We start from the raw sequence: 23,769 nt of genomic DNA, 5'->3' as shown, positions 1-23,769 counted from the left end.
AATGGATAACCAGAATAATAAGAATAACAAGAATAATAAACAGGGTATATCGTTTATTTTACTGGTCACAGTTATTACATCGATCCTGGTGATCGCACTGTTCCAGTTTCAGGGAATGACCTCTGCAAAAGAGATTACCTATAATAAATTTCTGAAAATGGTAGATGACGGAGAGGTCAGAAAAGTACAGATCCAGAGTGACAAAATCATGATTGTTACAAAAAAGGACAAGGACAGCGGGGTTGCACAGGAATATTACACAGGAGTGGTGAATGACGATGACCTGACAAAGCGTCTGGAGAAGGCAGGCGTGGAGTTTAAGCAGGAGATTCCGGATACTACATCGGCAGTAGCGATGAACGTGATCTTAACATTCCTGCCAATTGCATTCTTTGTCGGAATGATCATCTGGATGACAAAGCGTATGTCAAAGGGCGGCGGCATGATGGGAATCGGTAAGAGCAATGCCAAGATGTATGTGGAAAAGCAGACCGGAGTTACATTTAAAGATGTAGCCGGACAGGATGAAGCGAAAGAATCTTTACAGGAAGTGGTAGATTTTCTCCATAATCCGGGAAAATATACGAGTGTCGGTGCAAAGCTTCCGAAGGGAGCACTGTTGGTCGGCCCTCCGGGAACAGGTAAGACGCTTTTGGCGAAAGCAGTAGCAGGAGAAGCAAAGGTGCCGTTCTTTTCATTGAGTGGTTCGGCATTTGTGGAAATGTATGTCGGTGTCGGAGCATCCAGAGTGCGTGATCTGTTCAAGCAGGCACAGCAGATGGCACCATGTATCATTTTCATCGACGAGATTGATGCGATCGGTAAAAGCCGAGACAATCAGATGGGTGGCAATGATGAGCGTGAGCAGACACTGAATCAGCTGCTTGCAGAGATGGATGGATTTGAAAGCAATAAAGGACTGGTACTTTTGGCTGCAACTAACAGACCGGAGATTTTGGATCCTGCATTATTAAGACCGGGACGTTTTGACAGACGTATCATTGTTGAAAAACCAGATCTGAAAGGACGTGTAGAAGTCCTGAAGGTTCATTCTAAAGATGTGAAGATGGATGAGACAGTCAATCTGGAGGAAATCGCACTTGCGACATCCGGAGCAGTAGGTTCTGATCTTGCAAATATGATCAATGAAGCGGCAATTAATGCTGTAAAGCATGGAAGAAATGCAGTATGTCAGTCTGATTTATTTGAAGCGGTAGAAGTGGTACTTGTAGGTAAGGAAAAGAAAGACCGTATCATGAGCCAGGAAGAACGAAGGATTGTTTCTTACCATGAAGTCGGACATGCACTTGTAAGTGCATTGCAGAAAGATGCGGAGCCGGTACAGAAGATTACAATCGTTCCACGTACAATGGGAGCACTTGGTTATGTAATGCAGACTCCGGAAGAAGAAAAATTCCTGAATACCAAAAAAGAACTTCAGGCAATGTTAGTCGGACTGCTTGCAGGACGTGCGGCAGAAGAAGTAGTGTTTGATACGGTTACAACAGGAGCCTCTAATGATATTGAGAAAGCAACAAGCGTAGCAAGAGCGATGATCACACAGTATGGTATGAGCGAGAAATTCGGATTGATCGGTCTGGAATCTATTCAGAACCGTTATCTGGACGGACGCCCGGTCAGCAACTGTGGACAGCAGACAGCATCAGAGATTGACGAAGAAGTTATGAAGATGTTGAAAGATGCTTACGAAGAGGCAAAACAGCTTCTGAGAAATCACAGACAGGCGCTGGATAAAATTGCTGCATTCCTGATTGAAAAAGAGACAATTACCGGAAAAGAATTTATGGAGATTTTCCATGAAGTAGAAGGAATTGATCCAGATGCACCGAAGAAGGAAGAAGCAAGAATCGGTATGAATCCGGTAGAGGGTGAAGGATTTGTGATGAAGCCGGCAGATGATATAGATGATGCGCATAACGCAGATGTACAGGAAAAATCAGAAAAGACAGAAGAAAAAACTGTCGGAACAGCAACTGAATCTGTTCATGAAGAATAGAATTCTATAAAAAAGAACAAAAGATATGAAGTATGGCAAGAGCCGGCTTCATATCTTTTTTCTTTTCAATTATATTTGTCTGGTATATAATAGGCAGGATAAGATTATTCTGGAGGAGATATAACATGAAAGGAAGATTGTTCGGAGTCGGAGTTGGTCCAGGTGATCCGGAACTTATGACGTATAAGGCTGTTCGTACGATAGAAAAATGTCCGGTAATAGCAGTGCCTGCGAAGGGCAGGGAACATGCGGTCAGTTACAGAATTGCGGCAGGAATGGTAGATAATATGGAAGAAAAAGAATATCTGGATCTGGATACGCCGATGACAAAGGACAGACAGATTCTGAATCAGAATTATGAGAAAGCTGCCAAAAGGATCATAGAGGAACTGGAAAAGGAAAAAGATGTAGCATATCTGACATTGGGAGATCCAACGATTTATTCGACTTATATGTATATTCAACGTATTATAAAGGAAAAAGGATATGAAACATCAATTATAAACGGGATTCCATCATTTTGCGCAGCTGCATCAAAACTGAATGAAAGTCTGGCAGACAGAGCAGATGAGCTTCATGTGATTCCATCCAGCTATGATATAAGGAACGCATTGAGATATCCGGGAACGAAGGTCCTGATGAAGTCTGCTTCCAGATTAGCGGAGGTAAGGGAAATCCTGGAAGAAAAAAATGTGGATGTAAAGATGATAGAAAATTGTGGGATGGCAGACGAACAGATATATGAACGGTTGGAAGATATACCAGAGCATGCCAGCTATTATTCGCTTCTGATTGTAAAAGAATCTGTGTAACATTCATAAGCAACGGGTAAGAAAATAGTAAAAGAAAATGTACAGGTGACATATATGGAAAATTTTAATATACAGGAAGAACTGAAGAAGCTGCCAGGAAAACCAGGTGTATATCTTATGCACGATGAAAAAGATGCGATCATTTATGTCGGAAAAGCAATCAGTCTTAAAAACCGTGTCCGACAGTATTTTCAGAGCAGCAGGAATAAGGGAGCCAAGATAGAACAGATGGTGACACATATTTCCAGGTTCGAATATATTGTGACGGATTCCGAGCTGGAAGCGCTTGTTCTGGAATGTAATCTGATTAAAGAACACAGACCAAAATACAATACGATGCTGATGGATGATAAAACGTATCCATTTATAAAAGTAACTGTAAATGAACCTTTCCCGCGTGTAATGATGGCAAGGCGGATGAAGAAAGATAAGGCAAAATATTTTGGTCCGTATACCAGTGCCGGTGCAGTAAAAGATACTATTGAACTGATACGAAAGCTTTATCATATTCGAAGCTGCAATCGTTCACTCCCAAAAGATATCGGAAAAGAACGTCCGTGTCTCAATTATCATATCCATCAGTGTTATGCGCCGTGTCAGGGCTACATTTCCAGAGAAGAGTACAGGAAATCTATTGATGAAGTAGTAAGATTCCTGAATGGAAATTATGATCCGATATTAAAAGAACTGGAAGAAAAGATGCTGGATGCATCCGAAAATCTGGAATTCGAGAAAGCAATAGAATACAGGGAACTTCTTGCAAGCGTTCAGAAGATCGCTCAGAAACAGAAGATTACAGATACAGCAGGGGACGACAGGGATATTATTGCAATGGCTTCGGAAGGTGAGGACGCGGTTGTACAAGTCTTCTTTATCCGGGGAGGAAGGTTGATCGGACGGGATCATTTTTATCTGAAGATTGCGGAAAATGATACAAAAAGCGAAATCCTGTCAAGCTTTATCAAGCAATTTTATGCAGGAACACCGTATATCCCGGCCGAGTTAATGTTGCCGGAAGAGATTGAAGACCAGGAGATTATAGAGGAGTGGCTGACGACCAGAAGGGAACATAAAGTACGGCTTCGTATACCGAAGAAAGGGACAAAAGAAAAGCTGGTAGAGCTGGCGCAGAAGAATGCACAGATGGTATTAAAGAATGACAAAGAACGTCTGAAGCGTGAAGAAGGAAGAACGATCGGAGCGGTGAAGGAACTGGAAAAAATACTGGGACTTACCGGAATTATACGTATGGAGGCTTATGATATCTCTAATACAAACGGATTTGATTCGGTTGGTTCTATGGTCGTTTATGAGCATGGAAAGCCAAAGCGTAATGATTATCGCAAATTTAAGATAAAAAGTGTACAGGGACCGGATGACTACGCAAGTATGAATGAGGTGTTGACCCGAAGATTCGAGCATGGATTAAGGGAACGACAGGATGAAAGTGAGACAGGCGGATTTCAGGCATTCCCGGATCTGATCATGATGGACGGAGGCCGGGGACAGGTGAATATTGCATTGGAGGTCCTGGAGAAGCTGAATCTGCACATTCCTGTGTGTGGAATGGTAAAAGACGATAATCACAGAACCAGAGGATTGTATTTCAATAATGTAGAATTACCGATTGACCGTAATTCGGAATGTTTTCGCCTGATCACCAGAATACAGGATGAGGCGCATCGGTTCGCAATCACATTCCACAGACAGTTAAGAAGTAAAGGACAGGTACATTCGATACTGGATGATATTCCGGGAGTGGGACCTGCAAGAAGAAAAGACCTGATGCGGAGCTTTGAAAATATTGAAGCAATCCGGAATGCAACAGTGGATGATCTGAAAGAGCTGCCGTCCATGAATGAAAAATCTGCGCAGGAAGTGTATAAATTTTTTCACCAGGATACTTAAGTATGGTATAATATGGCTATCAGATTTTTAATACGTGTGAGGTAAAAGAATATGGCGAATAAAGTAAAATTAAAAACACTCGTTGAAAAAATGAATCTCAAAAATCTTACACCGGATGTAGATCTTTCCGAAAAAGAAGTTGAGATACCAGACATTAACAGACCGGCTTTGCAGCTTACCGGATTCTTTGAACATTTTGATTCCGAACGTGTGCAGATCATAGGATATGTGGAGTACACATTCCTGGAGAAGATGACAGATGAAGTTAAGAAAAAAAAGATTTATGAAACACTGCTTTCTTACAAGATTCCATGTCTGATCTTCTGCAGAAACCTTCCGCCGGAGGCAATGCTTCTTGAAATGGCAGAAAAGGCTAATATTCCAGTGTTCCAGACAGAGAAGAAGACATCAGAATTTACAGCAGAGATTATCCGCTGGCTGAATGTAGAACTTGCGCCATGCATTTCTATCCATGGTGTGCTGGTTGATGTATATGGTGTCGGAGTACTGATCATGGGAGAAAGCGGAATCGGTAAAAGTGAGGCGGCTCTGGAGCTGATCAAACGTGGACACCGTCTTGTCAGTGATGATGTAGTTGAAATCCGCAGAGTCAGTGATGAGACACTTGTAGGAACGGCACCGGATATTACGAGACATTTTATCGAACTGCGAGGTATCGGTATCGTAGACGTCAAGGCTCTGTTTGGTGTATTAAGTGTCAGAGAGACACAGAATATTGATCTTGTTATCACTCTGGAAGAGTGGAATAAGAATAAAGAATACGACCGCCTCGGTCTCGAAGAAGAATATACAGAATTCCTTGGTAACAAAGTGGTTTGCCATCATCTGCCAATTCGTCCTGGACGTAATCTTGCAATCATTGTTGAGACGGCAGCAGTTAACCACAGACAGAAACAGATGGGATATAATGCAGCTCAGGAACTGTACAAACGTGTTCAGCAGAATTTAATAAAGAAATAGGAGAAATACAGAAAATGAAATATTGCTTTGGAGTAGATATCGGGGGAACAACTGTAAAATTAGGTTTGTTTACAACCGAAGGAGAGATTGTAGATAAATGGGAGATTAAGACACGCACAGAGAATCAGGGTGAAGCCGTTCTTCCGGATATTGCTGCTGCTTTGAATGAAAAGTTAGAGGAAAAGCAGATTCCGAAAGATGAAGTGGAAGGAATCGGAGTCGGAGTTCCTGCACCGGTAGATTCGGAAGGAGTTGTTCAGAATACAGCGAACCTTGGCTGGGGATATAAAGAAGTAAAAAGAGAGATGGAAGAACTTTCCGGTATGAAAGCAGAGATAGGGAATGATGCCAATGTAGCTGCACTTGGAGAGATGTGGCTGGGTGCAGGAAAGGGCCGCAAAAATATTATTATGGTCACACTTGGAACCGGAGTCGGCGGTGGAATTATTATTGATGGTAAACCATTGGTAGGAGCACATGGTGCAGGTGGTGAGATCGGACATCTTTGTGTGAATTATGAAGAGACAGATCACTGCGGCTGCGGCAACACAGGATGCCTGGAGCAGTATGCATCTGCAACAGGTATTACAAGACTTGCCAATATTCGTCTGGCTAAGGATGATAAAGCGTCTGTATTAAGAGGACAGGAAGTCAGCGCCAAGACCGTATTTGATGCTGTTAAGGCAGACGATGAAGTGGCAAAAGAGATTGCAGAGGAATTTGGAAAATATCTTGGACATGCGATGGCTAATCTTGCAGCTGTTGCAGATCCTTCAGCAATTGTAATTGGAGGAGGCGTTTCGAAAGCAGGAGAAGTACTTCTTCAGTATGTTGAAAAGAATTTTAAGGAAAAAGCATTCTTTGCGAACAAAGATACGGAATTTGTTCTTGCTACACTAGGAAATGATGCCGGTATCTGTGGAGCTGCGAAACTGATTCTTTAGAGCTTTTAGAGAGTTATACATCCTTTTGGATGTCAGGTATAATAAAAACTGCGGAAACATTTTGTTCCCGCAGTTTTTTATTGTCATGCATTTGGAAGGAGCTTCCAGTGGCAGGTCCTGTAGATACCTTTCTGTAGATATCATAGGCTTGTACAGTATGGTTACTGAGAAGTATCTCCGCCGGTAGAGCCACCTGTATTACCACCGGTAGAACCACCACCTGTATTACCACCGGTAGAACCACCACCTGTATTACCACCGGTAGAACCACCACCTGTATTACCACCGGTAGAACCACCACCTGTATTACCGCTGGTAGAGCCACCTGTATTACCGCCGGTAGAGCCACCTGTGTTACCGCCGGTAGAACCACCTGTGTTACCACCGGTATTATCACTGGTAGTGCCTGTATTATTGTTATAACTGTTTCCTGTATTGTTTGAATAAGAAGAAGCATCTTCAGTTGTATCATTGTCTTCTGTAGAAGACTTATACTTTCTTCCGGAAGAGTATCCGTGACCGGAACATGTTTCGGATGGAAGCGTGTCTTTGGCAAAATATTCTGTAATAGAAGGGCATCCGTTGGTTGCAAGCTTTCCGGTAATAGTACATATACTCTTTTTCTCAACAGAGGTCGGAACCTTAAAATCTTTACTTTCCAGATTCTCGTGAATACGACTCATAATACCTTTCCAGAGTCTGAAGCGGAAACTTGTGTCATAATCACATTCTTTATTGTCGTCATAACCGCCCCATACAGCACATGTATAATATGGTGTAAATCCACAGAACCATAAGTCTTTATTGGATGTTGTGGTACCTGTCTTTCCGGCTACCGGCATATTCGGAAGCTGGCATGCTGTACCTGTTCCGGAATTGACAACATCTTCCATTGCACTGGTAAGAAGATAAGCTGTGCTGTCTTTGATAACTGTATGAGATTCGCCTGTTCCGTCAAGAAGAACGTTGCCATCGTGGTCTACAACTTTACTATATAAAGTTGGTTTGTTATAGACGCCGCCGTTAGCGATAGAGGCATAAGCGGCACACATTTCATAGTTATAGACACCTTCTGTGATTCCACCAAGTGCGAGCGTCTGTGAAGTGCTGTCATCAAAGACCTTGCCGTTGATTGTTTTGTCTTTTACCAGAGTACTGATACCGAATTTTTCACAGTATTCATAGCCTAATTCCTGAGTGATTTCATCGCTTAACTTTACGGCAACTACGTTGATGGATTTTTTGATACCATTTCTGAGCGTTGTTGTACCGCCGTACTGTTTGTTGGCATTCCGCAAAACATTTCCATTCTTTAAGGTATATGGTTCATCATCAATTGTTGTTGCGAGTGTCTTATCACAGGAATCTAATGCCGGTGCATAAGCTGCAAGGATCTTAAAAGTAGAACCAGGCTGTCTCTTGGAACCCTGATAAGCTCTGTTCAGTCCAAGACTGGAAGCTTTTTCTCCACGGCCGCCGACCATTGCTTTGATCTGTCCAGTCTTCTGATCCATGATTGTGATAGAAGACTGTGGCTGAGGGGTAATGGTAATACGTTCATCATAGGTATCACCCTCCTGGGCAATCGTGGATTTCCATTCTGCCACCATTGCTTTTGCGGCATCTTCACTGGAGTAGAGAAGTCCCTGATCATTTCCGTAAGTTTTTTCTACATAATTTTTAATATTATTACTTCCATAGTTTTCAACCGATCCATCAGCACGGGTTACCGTCAGCGCATAATCAAGACCATACTCTTTCAGACCAGGATAGTTGGCATCATTATTAGCTTCTTCATCACAGATTTTCTGCATTTCCTGATTTTGTGTAGAGTAGATACTGAGACCGCCGCTGTAAACGGCATTGTAAGCCTGTGTATCAGTGTAGCCAAGCTGATCTTTCAGATCCTGGATTACCTGCTGTGCAAGTGCATCAACAAAGTAACTGTATGCATTATCAGCCTGGGAAGAAGCGCTGGTTGCCTGGATTCTTGCATAGACATCGTCGGACATCGCTTTATCATACTGCTTCTGGCTGATATAGCCTTGCTCCAGCATATTCTTTAATACTTTATTACGTCTGATCTTGTTATTCTCGGGACGTGTAACTGGATCATAATCTGTCGGATTCTGTGTGATTCCGGCAATTACCGCACATTCAGATAATGTCAGATCGGAAACATCTTTACCAAAATAACGTTGAGAAGCAGACTGTACACCCAGACAATTCTGTCCAAGGTTGATTGTGTTGAGATAACTTTCCATAATCTCATTTTTACTCATCTGCTTTTCAATCTGTACTGCAAGATACTGTTCCTGAATTTTACGTTGTAATTTATCATAGAAATTTTTCTCTTTTGTAAAGTTCGGGAATACATTGTTCTTGATCAGCTGCTGAGTCAGAGTACTGGCACCTTCAGAAAAACCGCCCCGGGCAATACCCACTACCGCAGCACGGGCAATACCCTGAAGATCTATACCGTTATGCTTATAAAAACGCTCATCCTCGATTGCAACAAAAGCATGTTGAAGATTTTTCGGTATCTCATCAATAGACTTGTATACTCGATTGGAACCAGAAGATACAAAACGTTCAATCTCAGTGCTTCCGTCATCAGCATAAACGAAAGTAGTAAATCCTTTCGGTTTAACGTCAGAAGTGGAAACATGCGGAGTGTCATCAATAATCTTTTTTATAAAAAGACCGCCGCCGGCCATTCCGACTACTGCAGCAAGTACGATACAGATCAGCAGTGCCTTGAACAAACGGACAACGATGCGTTTCCCCTGCATTGTAGATTTGGACGTTATTTTTTTCTGCCTTTTCGCAGCCTTTTTCTTTCCATAGTTCATGCGTTTAAGCCTCCTTTATACCAAGTTATTATAGCAAATGTACACTCTTTTATAAAGAAAAAAATGAAAACTTCATATTTGAGTAGGAAAATCTTAAGAAATTAGGTATTATATTATGTATAAAGTTGTAAATTATACGAAAGGATGACAATATGTTACCAGAATACAGAACTATTTATCGGGGTGGAGAAGATGAGATTATAGAAAAAAAGTCACGATTTATTGCGACTGTGGTACCGGTAAATACAGAGGAAGAAGCACTTGAATTTGTAGAGAAGACAAGAAAAAAATACTGGGATGCAAGACATAACTGTTTTGCATATATAATAGGGGAGAGAGGACAGCTTCAAAGATGCAGTGATGACGGCGAACCAAACGGTACAGCTGGCAAACCGATGCTAGATGTATTGCTTGGAAATGAACTGAGGAATGTGGCTGTTGTGGTGACCCGGTATTTCGGAGGAACCCTTCTTGGAACCGGTGGACTGGTCAGAGCATATTCGGGAGCCGTGAAAGCGGGACTTGATGCCTCGGTGATCATTACGAAAATTTTAGGAGTGAAACTTCATATAGAAACAGACTATACGACATTTGGAAAGATTCAGTATATTCTGGCGCAGAGAGAGCTGAAGATATTAGATACTGTCTATACGGATAAAGTAGAACTGGAAGTACTGATTCCAAAAACGGATGTGGATCAGGTTATGCATGCAATTACTGAGGGGACAAATGCGCAGGCAGAGATGACAGCAGGTGAAGAATGTTATTATGCAGAGATTGATGGGGTGCCGACAATTCTGGAAGAAAATATAATATAAAAATAATATAAAAAAGCCGTACACGATATCTCATGAAAGGAGCTGTTCTTTAGGAGATATTGTGTACGGCTTTTGTTATTGCCATATTTTTATAAGATTATGAGTTGCGATTTAAGAAAATTCAGGCTCGATCAAACCAAATGTTCCGTTTTTACGTCTGTATACTACATTCACTTCGTCTGATTCTGCATTACAGAAAACATAGAAATCATGTCCGAGAAGTTCCATCTGAACACACGCATCTTCCGGATACATAGGTTTAAATCCGAATTTTTTGGTACGTACGATTTTAATCTCGCCGTCATCTTCAATATTATCTTCGGCGTCAAAGAATTCCTGTTTGAAGTTACCGCCTTCCTGTTCACGTGCTACCAGTTTATTTTTGTATTTACGAAGTTGACGTTCGATGACTTCTTCTACAAGATCAATCGATACATACATATCAGAACTTTCCTGTTCGGAACGAACCAGACCACCCTTTACAGGAATAGTTACTTCAATTTTCTGATGTCCTTTCTGTACACTTAAGGTTACGTGAATCTCTGTATTCGGAGTAAAGTACCTTCCTAACTTTCCTAACTTGCTTTCTACGGCCTCTCTTAAGCCTGGTGTTACATCGATGTTCTTTCCAATAATAATAAATTTCATGATGCCCAACTCCTTTGCGACATAATTTCAAATAATTGCACGTTATACAATCATCAAATAAATGAATTATAATCTGACAATTGCTACTCGAACCGGCAATCTATCTGATATGTGTAGTATAACATGTTTGGCCGCTAATGTATAGCACGAATTACCTGAATTCTTGAAATTTTTCCATCATGAAGTTTGGCAACCCGCAGACCGCAATCGTGGAAGTAATAACATGCACCAACACGGGGCGTGATATTCTGTTCTTCGAGATGCCGCAGCAGTACATTGGAAAGGGTATCATCTGCTTCATGCGGAATGTTCACGCTGAGAATCTTGTTGACAACTTTAGCCTTGGTTGAAGCACGGAATACCGTTTCGTCTGCTATGTCGAATTCGGAGAATAAGAATTTTCTGGTTGCAAATAAGACTGCGATGGAACAGACGCCGATCAGACTGCTGTAGATGGAAGTGTGGTCCATAATGATGTGTCTTGCAATCGCAAAAAGCAGAACCTCAAATACGGTACTCGGAGAGTGCGAATACATCATACGGATCAATTCGACACCGATGATCAGATTAAAACAAACCTCGAGAAGATCATCGTAATTCGGATAGGTGTTCAGATTCGGAATATACTGAAGTGAACATACCATACGAAGGCAAAGCAGTATGATACCGATCGCAAGCATAAATGCAATCACATATTCCAGAATTGCGGCCACCTGTTTGAGAAGGTGAGAAATCAGTTCTTTCATTCGTGGATTCCTTTCTTTTATATAGATTTTCGCTGTAATTCCAGTATAAGTGAAAAAAAGATATTTGCCAATATCCCAAAGAAAGATATCATATCAAAATGAAGAACAATGGAGAAGGAAAATTTTTAGTAATGTGTGCTGCAGATGAGAACAAAAAAGCGGCAGAAAATAAAATATATAAATTGTCAGGTTTTCGTGAACAAAAACTGTTTTATATATTTTATTTTCTGCCGCTTTCGTGCGGTCAGTTATAACCGTAAATGTTTATTCATTAGCGATTTACACGTTTTCTCATCTTAGGATCCAGAATCTTCTTACGAATACGGAGTGATTCCGGAGTAACCTCCAGAAGTTCATCTGTATCGATGAAGTCGATTGCCTGCTCCAGACTGAGGACTGTCGGAGGTGTCAGACGAAGTGCATCATCTGCGCTGGAAGAACGAGTATTGGTAAGATGCTTGGTCTTACATACATTTACTTCGATATCATCTGTTTTTGCATTTTCACCGATGACCATACCGGAATAAACTTTTTCACCGGCACCGATGAAGAGTGTTCCACGCTCCTGAGCACTGTACAGACCATAAGTTACAGACTCACCGGTCTCGTATGCAATCAGAGATCCCTGTTTACGATACTGGATATCTCCCTTATATGGAGCGTATCCGTCGAATGCAGTGTTCATGATACCATTTCCCTTTGTGTCTGTCAGGAAATCACCACGGTAACCGATCAGACCACGGGATGGGATACGGAACTCAAGACGTGTATATCCACCATTGGCAGCACCCATTGTCTGTAATTCACCTTTTCTCTGGCTCAGTTTATCAATAACGACACCAGTGTATTCATCAGGTACATCAATGTAAGCAATCTCCATTGGCTCAAGAAGTTTACCATTCTCGTCTTTGTGATACAGAACCTCAGCTTTGCTGACTGCGAATTCATATCCTTCACGTCTCATATTCTCGATTAGAACGGAAAGGTGAAGTTCACCACGTCCGGATACTTTGAATGCGTCCATGTTTTCGGTATCTTCAACACGAAGGCTGACATCTGTGTTCAGTTCGCGCATCAGACGATCACGTAAGTGACGGGAAGTTACATATTTTCCTTCCTGTCCGGCAAATGGACTGTCATTTACAACGAAATCCATAGAGATTGTTGGTTCAGAAATCTTCTGGAACGGAATTGGTGTCGGATTTTCAGGTGAGCAGAGTGTATCACCGATGGAAATGTCAGAGATACCTGAAATTGCCACGATTGCACCGATAGATGCTTCTTTTACTTCTACTTTCTGCAGACCGTCAAATTCATATAATTTACTGATCTTAACTTTCTTCTGTTTGTCAGGATCATGATGGTTGACAACAACCATGTCCTGGTTAACTGCGATTGTACCGTTATCTACTTTACCAACACCGATACGTCCAACGTATTCATTATAGTCGATCGTACTGATCAGAACCTGAGTCGGAGCTTCCGGATCTCCTTCTGGTGCAGGAATATAATCCAGAATGGTCTCAAACAGAGGCTTCATGTCTTTCATTTCATCCGAAATCTCAAGTGCAGCCACACCATTCTTAGCGGATGCGTATACGAATGGGCAGTCTAACTGTTCGTCAGAAGCACCAAGGTCGATGAGAAGTTCGAGAACTTCATCGATCACTTCTTCGGCTCTTGCTTCCGGACGGTCGATCTTGTTGATACATACGATGACTGGAAGCTTTAATTCCATAGCTTTGCGGAGTACGAATTTGGTCTGCGGCATAGCTCCCTCGAACGCATCAACGACGAGGATAACACCGTTAACCATCTTAAGGACACGTTCTACTTCTCCACCGAAGTCAGCATGTCCCGGAGTATCTATAATATTGATCTTTACACCGTTGTAGGTGACGGCAGTATTCTTGGAGAGGATTGTGATTCCACGTTCTCTTTCGATATCGTTAGAGTCCATGACACGTTCTGCTACTTCCTGATTCTCACGGAATACACCGCTTTGCTTTAATAATTCATCTACTAATGTTGTCTTACCATGGTCAACATGGGCGATAATCGCGATATTACGTACATCTTCACGTTTTGTCTTCATTACGAATCTTCCTTTTCTCTACCTATTATTATCTGCAACCACATTAGTTTATCACATTTTTTAAAATTTACAAGTATTTAGTTCTAAAATACTGATTTGATTCATAGACTTTGTAATGACTCAAAATACGATTCAGAGGAAGGGAGATTACAAAATTATGTCAGATAAGATGATTGAGAACAACCAGGTAACCGTTATGGGAGAAATCGTGACACCATTTTCATTCAGCCATGAAGTATTTGGAGAAGGCTTCTATATGGTAGAGGTGGATGTGAAGCGGCTCAGCAATTCCAAAGACAGGATCCCACTCATGATCTCGGAGCGTCTGATTGATGTTACGAAAGATTACACGGGAGAATTCATTATGGTAAACGGACAGTTCAGGTCCTACAACAGGCATGAAGAAATGAAAAACCGTCTGATTTTATCCGTATTTGTCAGGGAAATTACATTTGTGGAAGAAGAACTTGACGGTGCAAAGACGAATCAGATTTTTCTGGATGGTTATATCTGCAAACAGCCTGTTTACCGTAAGACACCGCTTGGCAGAGAGATTGCAGATCTATTGCTGGCAGTGAACCGGCCATATGGAAAGTCTGATTACATTCCATGTATCTGCTGGGGAAGGAATGCCAGATTTGCCTCTGCTTTTGAGGTTGGAGAACATGTGCAGGTAATGGGAAGAATTCAGAGCCGTGAATATATGAAAAAAATTACAGAAACGGAATCGCAGAAAAGGGTTGCATATGAAGTGTCGGTCAGTAAACTGGAATGTATGGATGAATAAGGGATGGTAAAAGTTTAGATAAGGGTTCGGATTGACATCATATTTAATTGATGATAGAATTTCATTAGATTATATGAAAGTCAGGAGGATCACTATGGCTATTTTTACAGGAGCCGGCGTGGCAATTGTCACACCATTTAATGAAGATGGAAGTATTAATTATGATAGACTTGATGAATTGATTGAGTTTCATTGTGAGCATAAAACAGACAGCATTGTAATCTGCGGTACAACAGGAGAATCTGCTACCATGACAGAAGAAGAGCATATGCAGTGTGTAAAATTCACAATTGACCGTGTTAACAAGAGAGTTCCGGTTATTGCAGGAACAGGTTCTAATTGTACACGTACTGCTATCGATATGTCGAAGGAAGCTTCAGAATATGGGGCAGATGGTTTACTTTTGGTTACACCTTATTATAATAAAGCAACTCAGAATGGACTGATCGGACATTTCAGTGCAGTGGCAAAAGAAGTAACAGCGCCAATCATTATGTATAGTGTTGCAAGCAGAACGGGATGCAATATCGAACCTGCAACAGCAGCAAAACTGGTGAAAGAAGTAGATAATATCGTTGGTATAAAGGAAGCATCAGGAAATATTTCGCAGGTTGCAAAGATCATGAACCTGACAGACGGTAACATTGATGTATATTCAGGAAATGACGACCAGATCGTGCCGGTATTATCTCTCGGTGGAAAAGGTGTGATCTCAGTACTGTCAAACGTTGCTCCGGATGAAGCACATGATATCTGTGAGAAGTATTTTAACGGAGATGTGAAGGGAAGTGCAGCACTTCAGCTGAAAGCACTGCCGCTGATCGAGCAGTTATTCTGCGAAGTAAACCCGATTCCGGTTAAGAAAGCAATGCAGCTGATGGGAGTTGACTGCGGACCACTTCGTATGCCGCTTACAGAGATATCCCCTGAACATGAGAAGAACCTTGCACAGGCAATGAAAGATTTCGGTATTCAGTTAGCATAATAAGAAAAAGAGAAGGATATCATACATCGCCATGCGTTTGTAAGAAACTGCCAACGGCAGGCTTTCACAGATGCATTACATATATGATATCCTTTGTTTTTATAACAAAGTATACAAAAGGAGGATAAGAATATGGTAAAAGCAATCATGCATGGCTGTAATGGACACATGGGTCGTGTCATTACAGATATAATCAAGAACACAGAAGGGATCGAACTGGTAGCCGGAGTTGATAAATATACCAAAGTACCAAATGACTATCCGGTATTTGAAAGCATCGATGCATGTGACGTGGAGGCCGATGTGATCATTGATTTTTCAAATGCGGCAGCAGCAGATGAACTGCTTGACTATTGTGTTGAAAAACAGGTGCCGGTCGTACTTTGTACTACGGGACTTTCCGAAGAACAGCTGGAAAAGGTAGAAGAATCAGCAAAGAAAGTAGCAGTATTAAAATCTGCCAATATGTCACTTGGCATCAATCTGCTTATGAAGATCCTTAAGGATGCGACAAAAGTACTTTCTCCGGCAGGATATGATATTGAGCTGGTAGAGAAGCATCATAACCAGAAACTGGATGCGCCGAGTGGTACTGCACTTGCTCTGGCAGATTCAATTAATGAAGCGGCGGATAATCAGTATCATTATGTATATGACAGAAGTCAGGTGCGTCAGAAACGTGATCAGAAAGAGATTGGCATTTCGGCAGTACGTGGTGGAACAATCGTAGGAGACCACGAAGTGATCTTTGCAGGTCAGGATGAAGTGATTGAATTCAAACATACAGCATATTCTAAGGCCGTATTTGGAAAAGGCGCCGTAGAAGCAGCAAAATTCCTGGCTTGGAAACCGGCCGGCAGATATGATATGTCTGACGTGATCCAATTATAAATCGTTATGAACAGCAGAATATACAGGAAGACCGGGAGGTAATTATGAGACAATTAGAGGAACGTTATCTGGAAAGACTTTCTCAACTATATCCGACCATCGCCAAAGCTTCCACAGAAATCATTAATTTACAGGCGATACTGAATCTGCCAAAGGGCACAGAGCATTTTCTGACAGACATTCATGGGGAATATGAGGCATTTGCGCATGTTCTGAAGAATGGCTCTGGTTCAGTGCGCCGTAAAATTGATGATGTATTCGGGAATACTATGAGTAGCAGGGATAAACAGACCCTTGCTACTCTTATTTATTATCCGAAAGAGAAGATGGACCGGATTAAGAAAACGGAGAAGAATATGGAGGACTGGTATAAGATTACGTTGTACCGCTTGATTGAGGTGTGTAAAAGAACAGCAAGTAAATATACCAGATCTAAAGTAAGAAAAGCACTTCCTCCGGATTTTGCTTATGTGATCGAGGAACTGATCACAGAGAAAAATGATATGACGGATAAAGAATCGTATTATAATGCAATTGTCAGTACGATTATAAGAATTGGACGGGCAGAGAAATTCATTATAGCTATGAGTGAACTGATTCAACGTCTGACGGTTGATCATCTGCATATTGTCGGAGACATCTATGACAGAGGTCCTGGACCACATATTATTATGGATGAGCTTATGGCGTACCATTCGGTTGATATTCAATGGGGAAATCATGATGTTTTGTGGATGGGAGCTGCAGCAGGGCAGAGAGGCTGCATTGCCAATGTGATCCGTATCTGTGCAAGATATGGCAACCTGGATATCCTGGAAGAAGGATATGGGATTAACCTGCTTCCGCTGGCTACATTTGCCATGAATACATATAAAGATGATCCGTGTGAGTGCTTTAAATTAAAAGGCAATCCGGATTACAATGCAACGGAAATGTTGATGGATGTAAAGATGCATAAAGCAATTTCTGTGATCCAGTTCAAAGTTGAGAGCCAGATTATAAAAAAGAATCCGGGATTTAAGCTGGAAAAGCGCAATTTACTGCATCATATTAATTATGAAAAAGGAACGATAGAGTTAGAAGGAAAAGAATATAAATTGCTGGATAAAAATTTTCCGACGATCGATCCGAAAAAACCATATGCGCTGACGAAAGAAGAAGAGGATATTATGGAACGTCTGGAACGGGCGTTTGAAAACTGCGAAAAATTACAGCGTCATATGCATTTCCTTTTAAACAAAGGTGGATTATATAAAGTATATAACGGCAATCTTCTTTATCATGGCTGCGTACCGTTAAAAGAGGACGGTAATTTGAAAAGTGTAAGGATCTTTGGCCGGGCGTATAAGGGCAAAGGGCTTTATGAAGTACTTGAAAGTTACGTGAGAAAAGGATTCTATGCTATGGATCCTAAAGAAAAAGAACGTGGAAAAGATATCATGTGGTATATCTGGCTGAGTGAAAATTCTCCGTTGTTTGGAAAGGATAAGATGGCGACATTTGAACGCTATTTCCTGGCGGAGAAGGAAACTCATAAAGAGAAGAAAAATCCATACTACCTTTTACTGGAAGATGAAAAAGTAGTGGAAAAAATATTGAAAGAATTCGGACTTGAGAACGAAGATGCGCATATAATCAACGGTCATGTGCCGGTAAAGTGTAAAGATGGAGAAAATCCGGTGAAATGCGGTGGAAAAGTTCTGGTTATAGATGGCGGATTTTCGAAAGCTTATCAGAAAGAGACCGGAATCGCAGGTTATACACTGATCTATAATTCCTATGGATTGATTCTGGCGGCGCATAAGCCATTTGAGTCTACAGAAGCAGCGATCGAAAAGGAAAGTGATATTCATTCGGACAGCACGGTGGTAAAGAGAACGCTGGAACGGAAGAAAGTAGAAGATACAGATGTCGGAAAAGAGTTAAAAGAACAGATTTCGGATCTGGAAGTACTTCTGGCTGCATACAGAAGTGGTGTGATTGCTGAAAGAATGTAAAAATATACCAGCATTCTGATAAAGAAAAATTCGTATATATTTCTGGAAAATGCAGATATTACTGGTAACAAGTAATACTTGATCATAGATGAAGATATACGAAGGGAGATTATGAGAATGAAACAATGGAAGAAATTCATGCTGGTATTCATGTGCACGGGGATCATGATGGGGCTTACCGCCTGTGGAAATAATACAGATGATAATGCGGCGAATGATAACTCGGCGACAGAAGGTACAACCGGAACAGATGATACAGTAAAGGATGATGTGACAGACCGGAATAATGAAAATGATGGAGTTATGGATGAAATCGGAGATGATGTACAGGATGGAGTAGATGATATCGAAGATGATATCGATCCGAATGACAGAAAAAATGAGACGGACCAGAATAATGACGGAACAACAGACCAGAACCGGGATAACACTAATAAAAACGATACGAAAAACGCAAAATAATAGATAGTATATAAGGATGTGGGGAAATGATAAGTAAAATCTCTGCATCCTTATTTTGTACAGTATATCTGTACTGGACGCTGATACTTTAGTGTGGTAAAATGTTTTGAAAAAAGAATATAATCAAGAATATGATAAGGAGAAAAGCATTTATGAAATTCAGACCATGCATCGACATACATAATGGAAAAGTGAAGCAGATTGTAGGGGGCAGCCTTCTTGATCAGGGAGATCAGGCGGTAGAAAACTTTGCGGCAGATCAGGAAGCAGATTATTTTGCAAATTTGTATAAAAAGGACGGCCTAAAGGGAGGACATGTAATTCTGTTGAATCCTTCAACTTCTGAATATTATCCGGAGACAAAGAAGCAGGCTTTGAAAGCACTGCAGACATATCAGGATGGATTGCAGATTGGAGGAGGAATTACGGCAGAAAATGCAGAGGAATATATGAAGGCCGGTGCAAGCCATGTAATTGTAACATCGTATGTATTTAAGAATGGAGAAATCTACTGGGATAATCTGCAAAATCTGTGTGATGCCGTCGGGAAAGAACATGTGGTTCTGGACTTAAGCTGCAGAAAAAAAGATGAAAAATATTATATTGTGACTGACCGGTGGCAGACATTTACGAATGTGGAGCTGAATACAGATATTTTGGGAAAACTGTCAGGATATTGTGACGAATTTCTGGTGCATGGTGTGGACGTTGAGGGAAAGGCGTCCGGAATTGAAGAAGAGCTGATAAAGATTCTGGAACAAGCCGAAATACCGGTGACATATGCCGGCGGGATTGGAAGTCTTGATGATCTGGAACGTATTCGGGAAATTGGTAATGGAAAGATTGATTTTACAATCGGAAGTGCGTTGGATCTTTTTGGCGGACAGATTCCGTATGATGTTATAAAAAATTATCGTTAGAGAAAAGGGAAAGCTTCGTAAACAAAGTGTTAACACTTTATAAATCGGTTGAATTGAAATATAGATAGTGATAAAATGGGGAATAGAGTGGTCGTTTTGCGTCCATAATCAGGAATAAGGAGCACATAGCGAATGAATATTATACAGAAAATATTTGGAACTCACAGCCAGAATGAGTTGAAGAGAGTTTATCCGATTGCAGATGCAGTTATGGCACTGGATGAAGACATGCAGAAACTTTCGGATGAGGAATTAAAAGCAAAGACAAAAGAATTTAAAGAACGTCTGGAAAATGGCGAGACATTAGATGATATTCTCCCAGAGGCATATGCGGTAGTAAGAGAAGCAGCAAGCCGTGTACTTGGAATGAAGCACTACCGTGTACAGATCGTCGGTGGTATTATCCTGCATCAGGGACGTATCGCAGAGATGAGGACTGGTGAAGGTAAAACTTTAGTGGCAACACTTCCTTCGTACCTGAATGCGTTGGAGGGAAAAGGTGTACATGTTGTAACCGTCAATGATTATCTGGCCAAACGTGATGCGGAATGGATGGGACAGGTACATGAGTTCCTGGGCCTGACTGTTGGTGTGGTACTGAACAGCATGGATAATGATGAGAGACGTGCCGCATATGAGTGTGATATCACATACGTGACAAATAATGAACTTGGATTCGATTATCTGAGAGATAATATGGTGATCTATAAAGAACAGCTGGTTCAGAGGGGACTGAATTATGCTCTGATCGATGAGGTCGATTCAGTATTGATCGATGAGGCGAGAACTCCTCTTATCATTTCCGGACAGAGTGAGAAATCTACGAAACTTTATGAAGCATGCGATATACTTGCACGTCAGTTAGAGCGTGGTGAGGCAAGCGGCGAGTTTACCAAGATGAATGCCATCATGGGTGAAGATATTGAAGAGACGGGAGACTTTATTGTTAACGAGAAAGAGAAGAATATCAACCTTACCGAAGATGGTGTGAAGAAGGTAGAGAAGTTCTTCCATATTGAAAACCTTGCGGATTCTGAGAACCTGGAGATTCAGCACAATATTATCCTTGCTCTTCGAGCACATAATCTGATGTTCCGCGACAAAGATTATGTGGTAAAAGATGACGAGGTACTGATCGTAGATGAATTTACCGGACGTATTATGCCGGGACGTCGTTATTCAGACGGACTGCATCAGGCAATTGAGGCAAAAGAACACGTAAAGGTTAAGAGAGAAAGCAAGACTCTGGCGACTATCACATTCCAGAACCTGTTCAATAAATATGCGAAGAAGTCTGGTATGACAGGTACAGCCCTGACAGAAGAAAAAGAGTTCCGCGAGATTTACGGAATGGACGTTATCGAGATTCCGACAAATCTACCTGTTCAGCGTAAGGATCTTGAAGATGCGGTATATAAGACACAGAAAGAGAAGTTCAGAGCTGTATGTGATGCGATCGAAGAAGCACATGCAAAACATCAGCCAGTACTGGTCGGTACGATCACAATCGATAATTCCGAACTGTTAAGCGGTATGTTAAAACGCCGTGGTATCAAGCACAATGTATTGAATGCGAAGTTCCATGAACTCGAGGCTGAAATTGTTGCACAGGCAGGTGTTCATGATGCGGTAACGATCGCAACGAATATGGCAGGTCGTGGTACAGATATCAAACTGGACGATGAGGCAAGGGCAGCGGGTGGTCTTAAGATTATCGGAACCGAGCGTCATGAATCCAGACGTATCGACAATCAGCTGCGTGGACGTTCCGGACGTCAGGGAGATCCGGGAGAATCCAGATTCTATATTTCCCTGGAAGATGATCTGATGAGATTGTTCGGATCAGAGAGACTGATGAATGTCTTTAATGCACTTGGTGTGGAAGACGGCGAACAGATCGAGCATAAGATGCTTTCCAGTGCGATTGAAAAAGCACAGGAGAAGATAGAAAGCAACAACTTTGGAATTCGTAAAAACCTGCTGGAATATGACCAGGTAATGAACGAACAGAGAGAAATTATTTATGAAGAAAGACGTCATGTACTGGACGGAGACAACATGCGTGATTCTATCTTCCATATGATGAATGATTATATAGAGAATGTTGTAGACATGGTGGTCAGCCCGGATCAGGATTACGATGAGTGGAATCTGACAGAACTGAACCTGACGATCCGCAATACGATCCCGATGGAAATGATTACAGAAGAAGAGGTCAAGGATATCAGTCAGAAAGAGCTGAAACATATGCTGAAAGAGCGCGCAGCCAAGGTTTACGAGGCAAAGGAATCAGAGTTCCCGGAACCGGAGCATATGCGTGAGATCGAGCGAGTAGTTCTTCTGAAAGTAATCGATGCAAAATGGATGGATCATATTGATGATATGGACCAGTTACGTCAGGGAATCGGTCTTCAGGCTTATGGACAGAGAGATCCAAAGGTTGAGTATAAGATGATCGGTTACGAGATGTTTGATGAGATGACAAGAAGTATCGAAGAAGATACAGTCCGTACGATCCTGCACGTTAAGCTGGAGCAGAAAGTAGAAAGAGAGCAGGTTGCCAAAGTAACCGGAACCAATAAGGATGATACGGGAGTGCGTGAGCCTAAGAAACGTGCAGAAAAGAAAGTATATCCGAACGATCCATGCCCGTGCGGAAGTGGAAAGAAATACAAACAGTGCTGCGGACGTAAGAACTAGATTTATTGAAATATAAGATATGAGAAGACGGCAGCCGGGGAAAGAACGGCTGCCGGATAATTGAGCATATAATTTCAAACAGAAAGAGGTGGGAATATGGTTGAATTAGATCAGTTCAAAACAATAATGAACGCTTATGAAGAACCTCTTGCCGAAATGAGGGATTCACTTTGACGTTGCAGGAAAAGAGCGGAGAATCGAAGAACTGGAACGCAAGATAGAGGAACCTGGGTTCTGGGATAATCCGGAAGAATCACAGGAACTGATGAAAGAGCTTAAGAATTTAAAAGAACTTGTAGAGACGATCCACGGTCTCTATACTTCTTATGAAGATATCAATCTCCTGATCGAGATGGGATATGAAGACGAAGATCCTGCAATGGTAAAAGAACTGGAGGAAGAAATTCATACATTTGAAAAGGTGTTTGAAAAGCTGAAGATCCAGACGTTACTGTCGGGAGAATATGATGCATGCAATGCAATCATGACCATTCATGCAGGAGCGGGAGGAACGGAATCCTGTGACTGGGCAGGCATGTTATACCGTATGTACTGCCGTTGGGCAGAGAGAAAAGGATTCTCGCTTCAGGTGCTGGATTTCCTGGATGGCGATATCGCAGGGATTAAGGCAGTTACTTTTGAGGTAAAAGGTGAGAATGCTTATGGATATCTGAAATCGGAAAAAGGAGTGCACAGGCTGGTACGTATTTCACCGTTTAATTCTGCCGGTAAACGACAGACATCTTTTGCATCCTGTGATGTGCTCCCTGATCTGGAAGATGATATTGATATTGAAATTGATGAAGATGATCTGAAAATCGATACTTACCGTGCCAGCGGTGCGGGAGGTCAGCATGTTAATAAGACATCTTCGGCGATCCGAATTACACATCTGCCAACCGGAATCGTGGTGCAGTGCCAGAATGAAAGATCACAGCATCATAATAAAGAAAAGGCAATGCAGATGTTAAAGGCAAAACTGCAGCTTATGAAAGAGCAGGAACAGGCAGAAAAAGTATCGGATATCAGAGGTGAAGTAAAAGATATCGGATTTGGTAATCAGATCAGATCTTATGTTATGCAACCATATACACTGGTGAAAGATCACAGAACGAATGAAGAAAACAGCAATGTAAATGCCGTGATGGACGGGGATATTGATTCATTTATCAATGCATATCTGAAAAAAATCGCAAACGGCTAAAA

General features: G+C 41.6%; 19 protein-coding genes. 15 read left to right on the top strand and 4 right to left on the bottom strand.

Translation table 11 applies throughout. The features are described from left to right. Position 1: 1 nt before the first annotated feature. The 5 genes from ftsH to NCY30_RS08045 all read left to right on the top strand — a co-directional run bounded on the left by ftsH (position 2) and on the right by NCY30_RS08045 (position 6,662). A complete protein-coding gene (gene ftsH, locus NCY30_RS08065; RefSeq protein ID WP_006426242.1) occupies positions 2–2,017 on the top strand; it encodes an ATP-dependent zinc metalloprotease FtsH in 2,016 nt (671 codons plus the stop codon). Positions 2,018–2,142: 125 nt separating this feature from the next. Then, positions 2,143–2,829: a precorrin-2 C(20)-methyltransferase gene (cobI, locus tag NCY30_RS08060; protein ID WP_055194759.1), complete on the top strand. Its 687-nt coding sequence runs from the start codon at positions 2,143–2,145 to the stop codon at positions 2,827–2,829. A 54-nt stretch (positions 2,830–2,883) separates the two neighbouring features. Next, a complete protein-coding gene (gene uvrC / locus NCY30_RS08055) occupies positions 2,884–4,737 on the top strand; it encodes an excinuclease ABC subunit UvrC (protein WP_055194757.1) in 1,854 nt (617 codons plus the stop codon). A 51-nt stretch (positions 4,738–4,788) separates the two neighbouring features. Beyond that, positions 4,789–5,718, top strand: coding sequence for an HPr(Ser) kinase/phosphatase (gene hprK, locus NCY30_RS08050; RefSeq protein WP_006426238.1), 930 nt, complete (start codon positions 4,789–4,791; stop codon positions 5,716–5,718). A gap of 14 nt (positions 5,719–5,732) precedes the next feature. After that, a complete protein-coding gene (locus tag NCY30_RS08045; protein WP_006426237.1) occupies positions 5,733–6,662 on the top strand; it encodes an ROK family glucokinase in 930 nt (309 codons plus the stop codon). 161 nt (positions 6,663–6,823) lie between these two features. On the opposite strand, the gene NCY30_RS08040 is transcribed toward NCY30_RS08045, so the two are convergent. Continuing rightward, complete coding sequence (locus tag NCY30_RS08040) at positions 6,824–9,514, bottom strand: transglycosylase domain-containing protein (protein ID WP_055213696.1); 2,691 nt, start codon at positions 9,512–9,514, stop codon at positions 6,824–6,826. A gap of 152 nt (positions 9,515–9,666) precedes the next feature. Between NCY30_RS08040 and NCY30_RS08035 the strand changes: the two genes are divergently transcribed. Continuing rightward, positions 9,667–10,332, top strand: coding sequence for a YigZ family protein (locus NCY30_RS08035; RefSeq protein ID WP_055194751.1), 666 nt, complete (start codon positions 9,667–9,669; stop codon positions 10,330–10,332). Between the two features lie 111 nt (positions 10,333–10,443). Here the strand turns inward: NCY30_RS08035 and hpf are convergent, their stop codons facing one another. Beyond that, positions 10,444–10,980, bottom strand: coding sequence for a ribosome hibernation-promoting factor, HPF/YfiA family (gene hpf / locus NCY30_RS08030; RefSeq protein ID WP_006426234.1), 537 nt, complete (start codon positions 10,978–10,980; stop codon positions 10,444–10,446). Between the two features lie 134 nt (positions 10,981–11,114). After that, entirely contained in the window at positions 11,115–11,726 is a 612-nt protein-coding gene (locus tag NCY30_RS08025) for a hypothetical protein (protein ID WP_006426233.1), read from the bottom strand. 98 nt (positions 11,727–11,824) lie between these two features. Between NCY30_RS08025 and NCY30_RS08020 the strand changes: the two genes are divergently transcribed. Next, positions 11,825–11,980 (top strand): hypothetical protein, encoded by a 156-nt coding sequence (locus NCY30_RS08020; RefSeq protein ID WP_006426232.1) that lies wholly within the window; start codon positions 11,825–11,827, stop codon positions 11,978–11,980. Positions 11,981–11,997: 17 nt separating this feature from the next. On the opposite strand, the gene typA is transcribed toward NCY30_RS08020, so the two are convergent. Continuing rightward, positions 11,998–13,821, bottom strand: a complete 1,824-nt coding sequence (typA, locus tag NCY30_RS08015) for a translational GTPase TypA (RefSeq protein WP_006426231.1) — start codon at positions 13,819–13,821, stop codon at positions 11,998–12,000. A 157-nt stretch (positions 13,822–13,978) separates the two neighbouring features. Between typA and NCY30_RS08010 the strand changes: the two genes are divergently transcribed. From NCY30_RS08010 to prfB, 8 genes are all read left to right on the top strand, one after another. After that, positions 13,979–14,608 carry a single-stranded DNA-binding protein gene (locus NCY30_RS08010; RefSeq protein WP_022415037.1) on the top strand — a complete coding sequence of 210 codons (630 nt, stop codon included), beginning with the start codon at positions 13,979–13,981 and terminating at the stop codon, positions 14,606–14,608. A 94-nt stretch (positions 14,609–14,702) separates the two neighbouring features. Continuing rightward, complete coding sequence (gene dapA / locus NCY30_RS08005) at positions 14,703–15,593, top strand: 4-hydroxy-tetrahydrodipicolinate synthase (RefSeq protein WP_044919380.1); 891 nt, start codon at positions 14,703–14,705, stop codon at positions 15,591–15,593. A 132-nt stretch (positions 15,594–15,725) separates the two neighbouring features. Beyond that, entirely contained in the window at positions 15,726–16,484 is a 759-nt protein-coding gene (gene dapB, locus NCY30_RS08000; RefSeq protein ID WP_055194749.1) for a 4-hydroxy-tetrahydrodipicolinate reductase, read from the top strand. A gap of 44 nt (positions 16,485–16,528) precedes the next feature. Then, a complete protein-coding gene (locus NCY30_RS07995) occupies positions 16,529–18,481 on the top strand; it encodes a fructose-bisphosphatase class III (RefSeq protein WP_055194748.1) in 1,953 nt (650 codons plus the stop codon). 117 nt (positions 18,482–18,598) lie between these two features. Further along, complete coding sequence (locus tag NCY30_RS07990; protein ID WP_055194746.1) at positions 18,599–18,943, top strand: hypothetical protein; 345 nt, start codon at positions 18,599–18,601, stop codon at positions 18,941–18,943. A 152-nt stretch (positions 18,944–19,095) separates the two neighbouring features. Then, a complete protein-coding gene (hisA, locus tag NCY30_RS07985) occupies positions 19,096–19,863 on the top strand; it encodes a phosphoribosylformimino-5-aminoimidazole carboxamide ribotide isomerase (RefSeq protein ID WP_055194744.1) in 768 nt (255 codons plus the stop codon). Between the two features lie 132 nt (positions 19,864–19,995). Further along, positions 19,996–22,563 (top strand): preprotein translocase subunit SecA, encoded by a 2,568-nt coding sequence (gene secA / locus NCY30_RS07980; RefSeq protein ID WP_173787787.1) that lies wholly within the window; start codon positions 19,996–19,998, stop codon positions 22,561–22,563. A gap of 96 nt (positions 22,564–22,659) precedes the next feature. Further along, a protein-coding gene (gene prfB, locus NCY30_RS07975; RefSeq protein ID WP_130096660.1) for a peptide chain release factor 2 occupies positions 22,660–23,767 on the top strand; the annotation gives its coding sequence in 2 pieces (ribosomal slippage) (positions 22,660–22,734 and positions 22,736–23,767; 1,107 coding nt in all). Positions 23,768–23,769: the final 2 nt, after the last annotated feature.

It is taken from the genome of Dorea sp. MB18-49 (assembly GCF_023669465.1).
GTDB classification, from domain to species: domain Bacteria; phylum Bacillota; class Clostridia; order Lachnospirales; family Lachnospiraceae; genus Dorea_A; species Dorea_A longicatena.
Note: the sequence above shows the minus strand (reverse complement) of the source record. Positions and strands in the feature narration are given on the sequence as shown.

What these genes read in the sequence shown, in the direction of transcription:
- ftsH (WP_006426242.1), top strand. Translation starts at nt 2, where the DNA reads ATGGATAACCAGAATAATAAGAATAACAAGAATAATAAACAGGGTATA.
- cobI (WP_055194759.1), top strand. Translation starts at nt 2,143, where the DNA reads ATGAAAGGAAGATTGTTCGGAGTCGGAGTTGGTCCAGGTGATCCGGAA.
- uvrC (WP_055194757.1), top strand. Translation starts at nt 2,884, where the DNA reads ATGGAAAATTTTAATATACAGGAAGAACTGAAGAAGCTGCCAGGAAAA.
- hprK (WP_006426238.1), top strand. Translation starts at nt 4,789, where the DNA reads ATGGCGAATAAAGTAAAATTAAAAACACTCGTTGAAAAAATGAATCTC.
- NCY30_RS08045 (WP_006426237.1), top strand. Translation starts at nt 5,733, where the DNA reads ATGAAATATTGCTTTGGAGTAGATATCGGGGGAACAACTGTAAAATTA.
- NCY30_RS08040 (WP_055213696.1), bottom strand. Translation starts at nt 9,514, where the DNA reads ATGAACTATGGAAAGAAAAAGGCTGCGAAAAGGCAGAAAAAAATAACG.
- NCY30_RS08035 (WP_055194751.1), top strand. Translation starts at nt 9,667, where the DNA reads ATGTTACCAGAATACAGAACTATTTATCGGGGTGGAGAAGATGAGATT.
- hpf (WP_006426234.1), bottom strand. Translation starts at nt 10,980, where the DNA reads ATGAAATTTATTATTATTGGAAAGAACATCGATGTAACACCAGGCTTA.
- NCY30_RS08025 (WP_006426233.1), bottom strand. Translation starts at nt 11,726, where the DNA reads ATGAAAGAACTGATTTCTCACCTTCTCAAACAGGTGGCCGCAATTCTG.
- NCY30_RS08020 (WP_006426232.1), top strand. Translation starts at nt 11,825, where the DNA reads ATGAAGAACAATGGAGAAGGAAAATTTTTAGTAATGTGTGCTGCAGAT.
- typA (WP_006426231.1), bottom strand. Translation starts at nt 13,821, where the DNA reads ATGAAGACAAAACGTGAAGATGTACGTAATATCGCGATTATCGCCCAT.
- NCY30_RS08010 (WP_022415037.1), top strand. Translation starts at nt 13,979, where the DNA reads ATGTCAGATAAGATGATTGAGAACAACCAGGTAACCGTTATGGGAGAA.
- dapA (WP_044919380.1), top strand. Translation starts at nt 14,703, where the DNA reads ATGGCTATTTTTACAGGAGCCGGCGTGGCAATTGTCACACCATTTAAT.
- dapB (WP_055194749.1), top strand. Translation starts at nt 15,726, where the DNA reads ATGGTAAAAGCAATCATGCATGGCTGTAATGGACACATGGGTCGTGTC.
- NCY30_RS07995 (WP_055194748.1), top strand. Translation starts at nt 16,529, where the DNA reads ATGAGACAATTAGAGGAACGTTATCTGGAAAGACTTTCTCAACTATAT.
- NCY30_RS07990 (WP_055194746.1), top strand. Translation starts at nt 18,599, where the DNA reads ATGAAACAATGGAAGAAATTCATGCTGGTATTCATGTGCACGGGGATC.
- hisA (WP_055194744.1), top strand. Translation starts at nt 19,096, where the DNA reads ATGAAATTCAGACCATGCATCGACATACATAATGGAAAAGTGAAGCAG.
- secA (WP_173787787.1), top strand. Translation starts at nt 19,996, where the DNA reads ATGAATATTATACAGAAAATATTTGGAACTCACAGCCAGAATGAGTTG.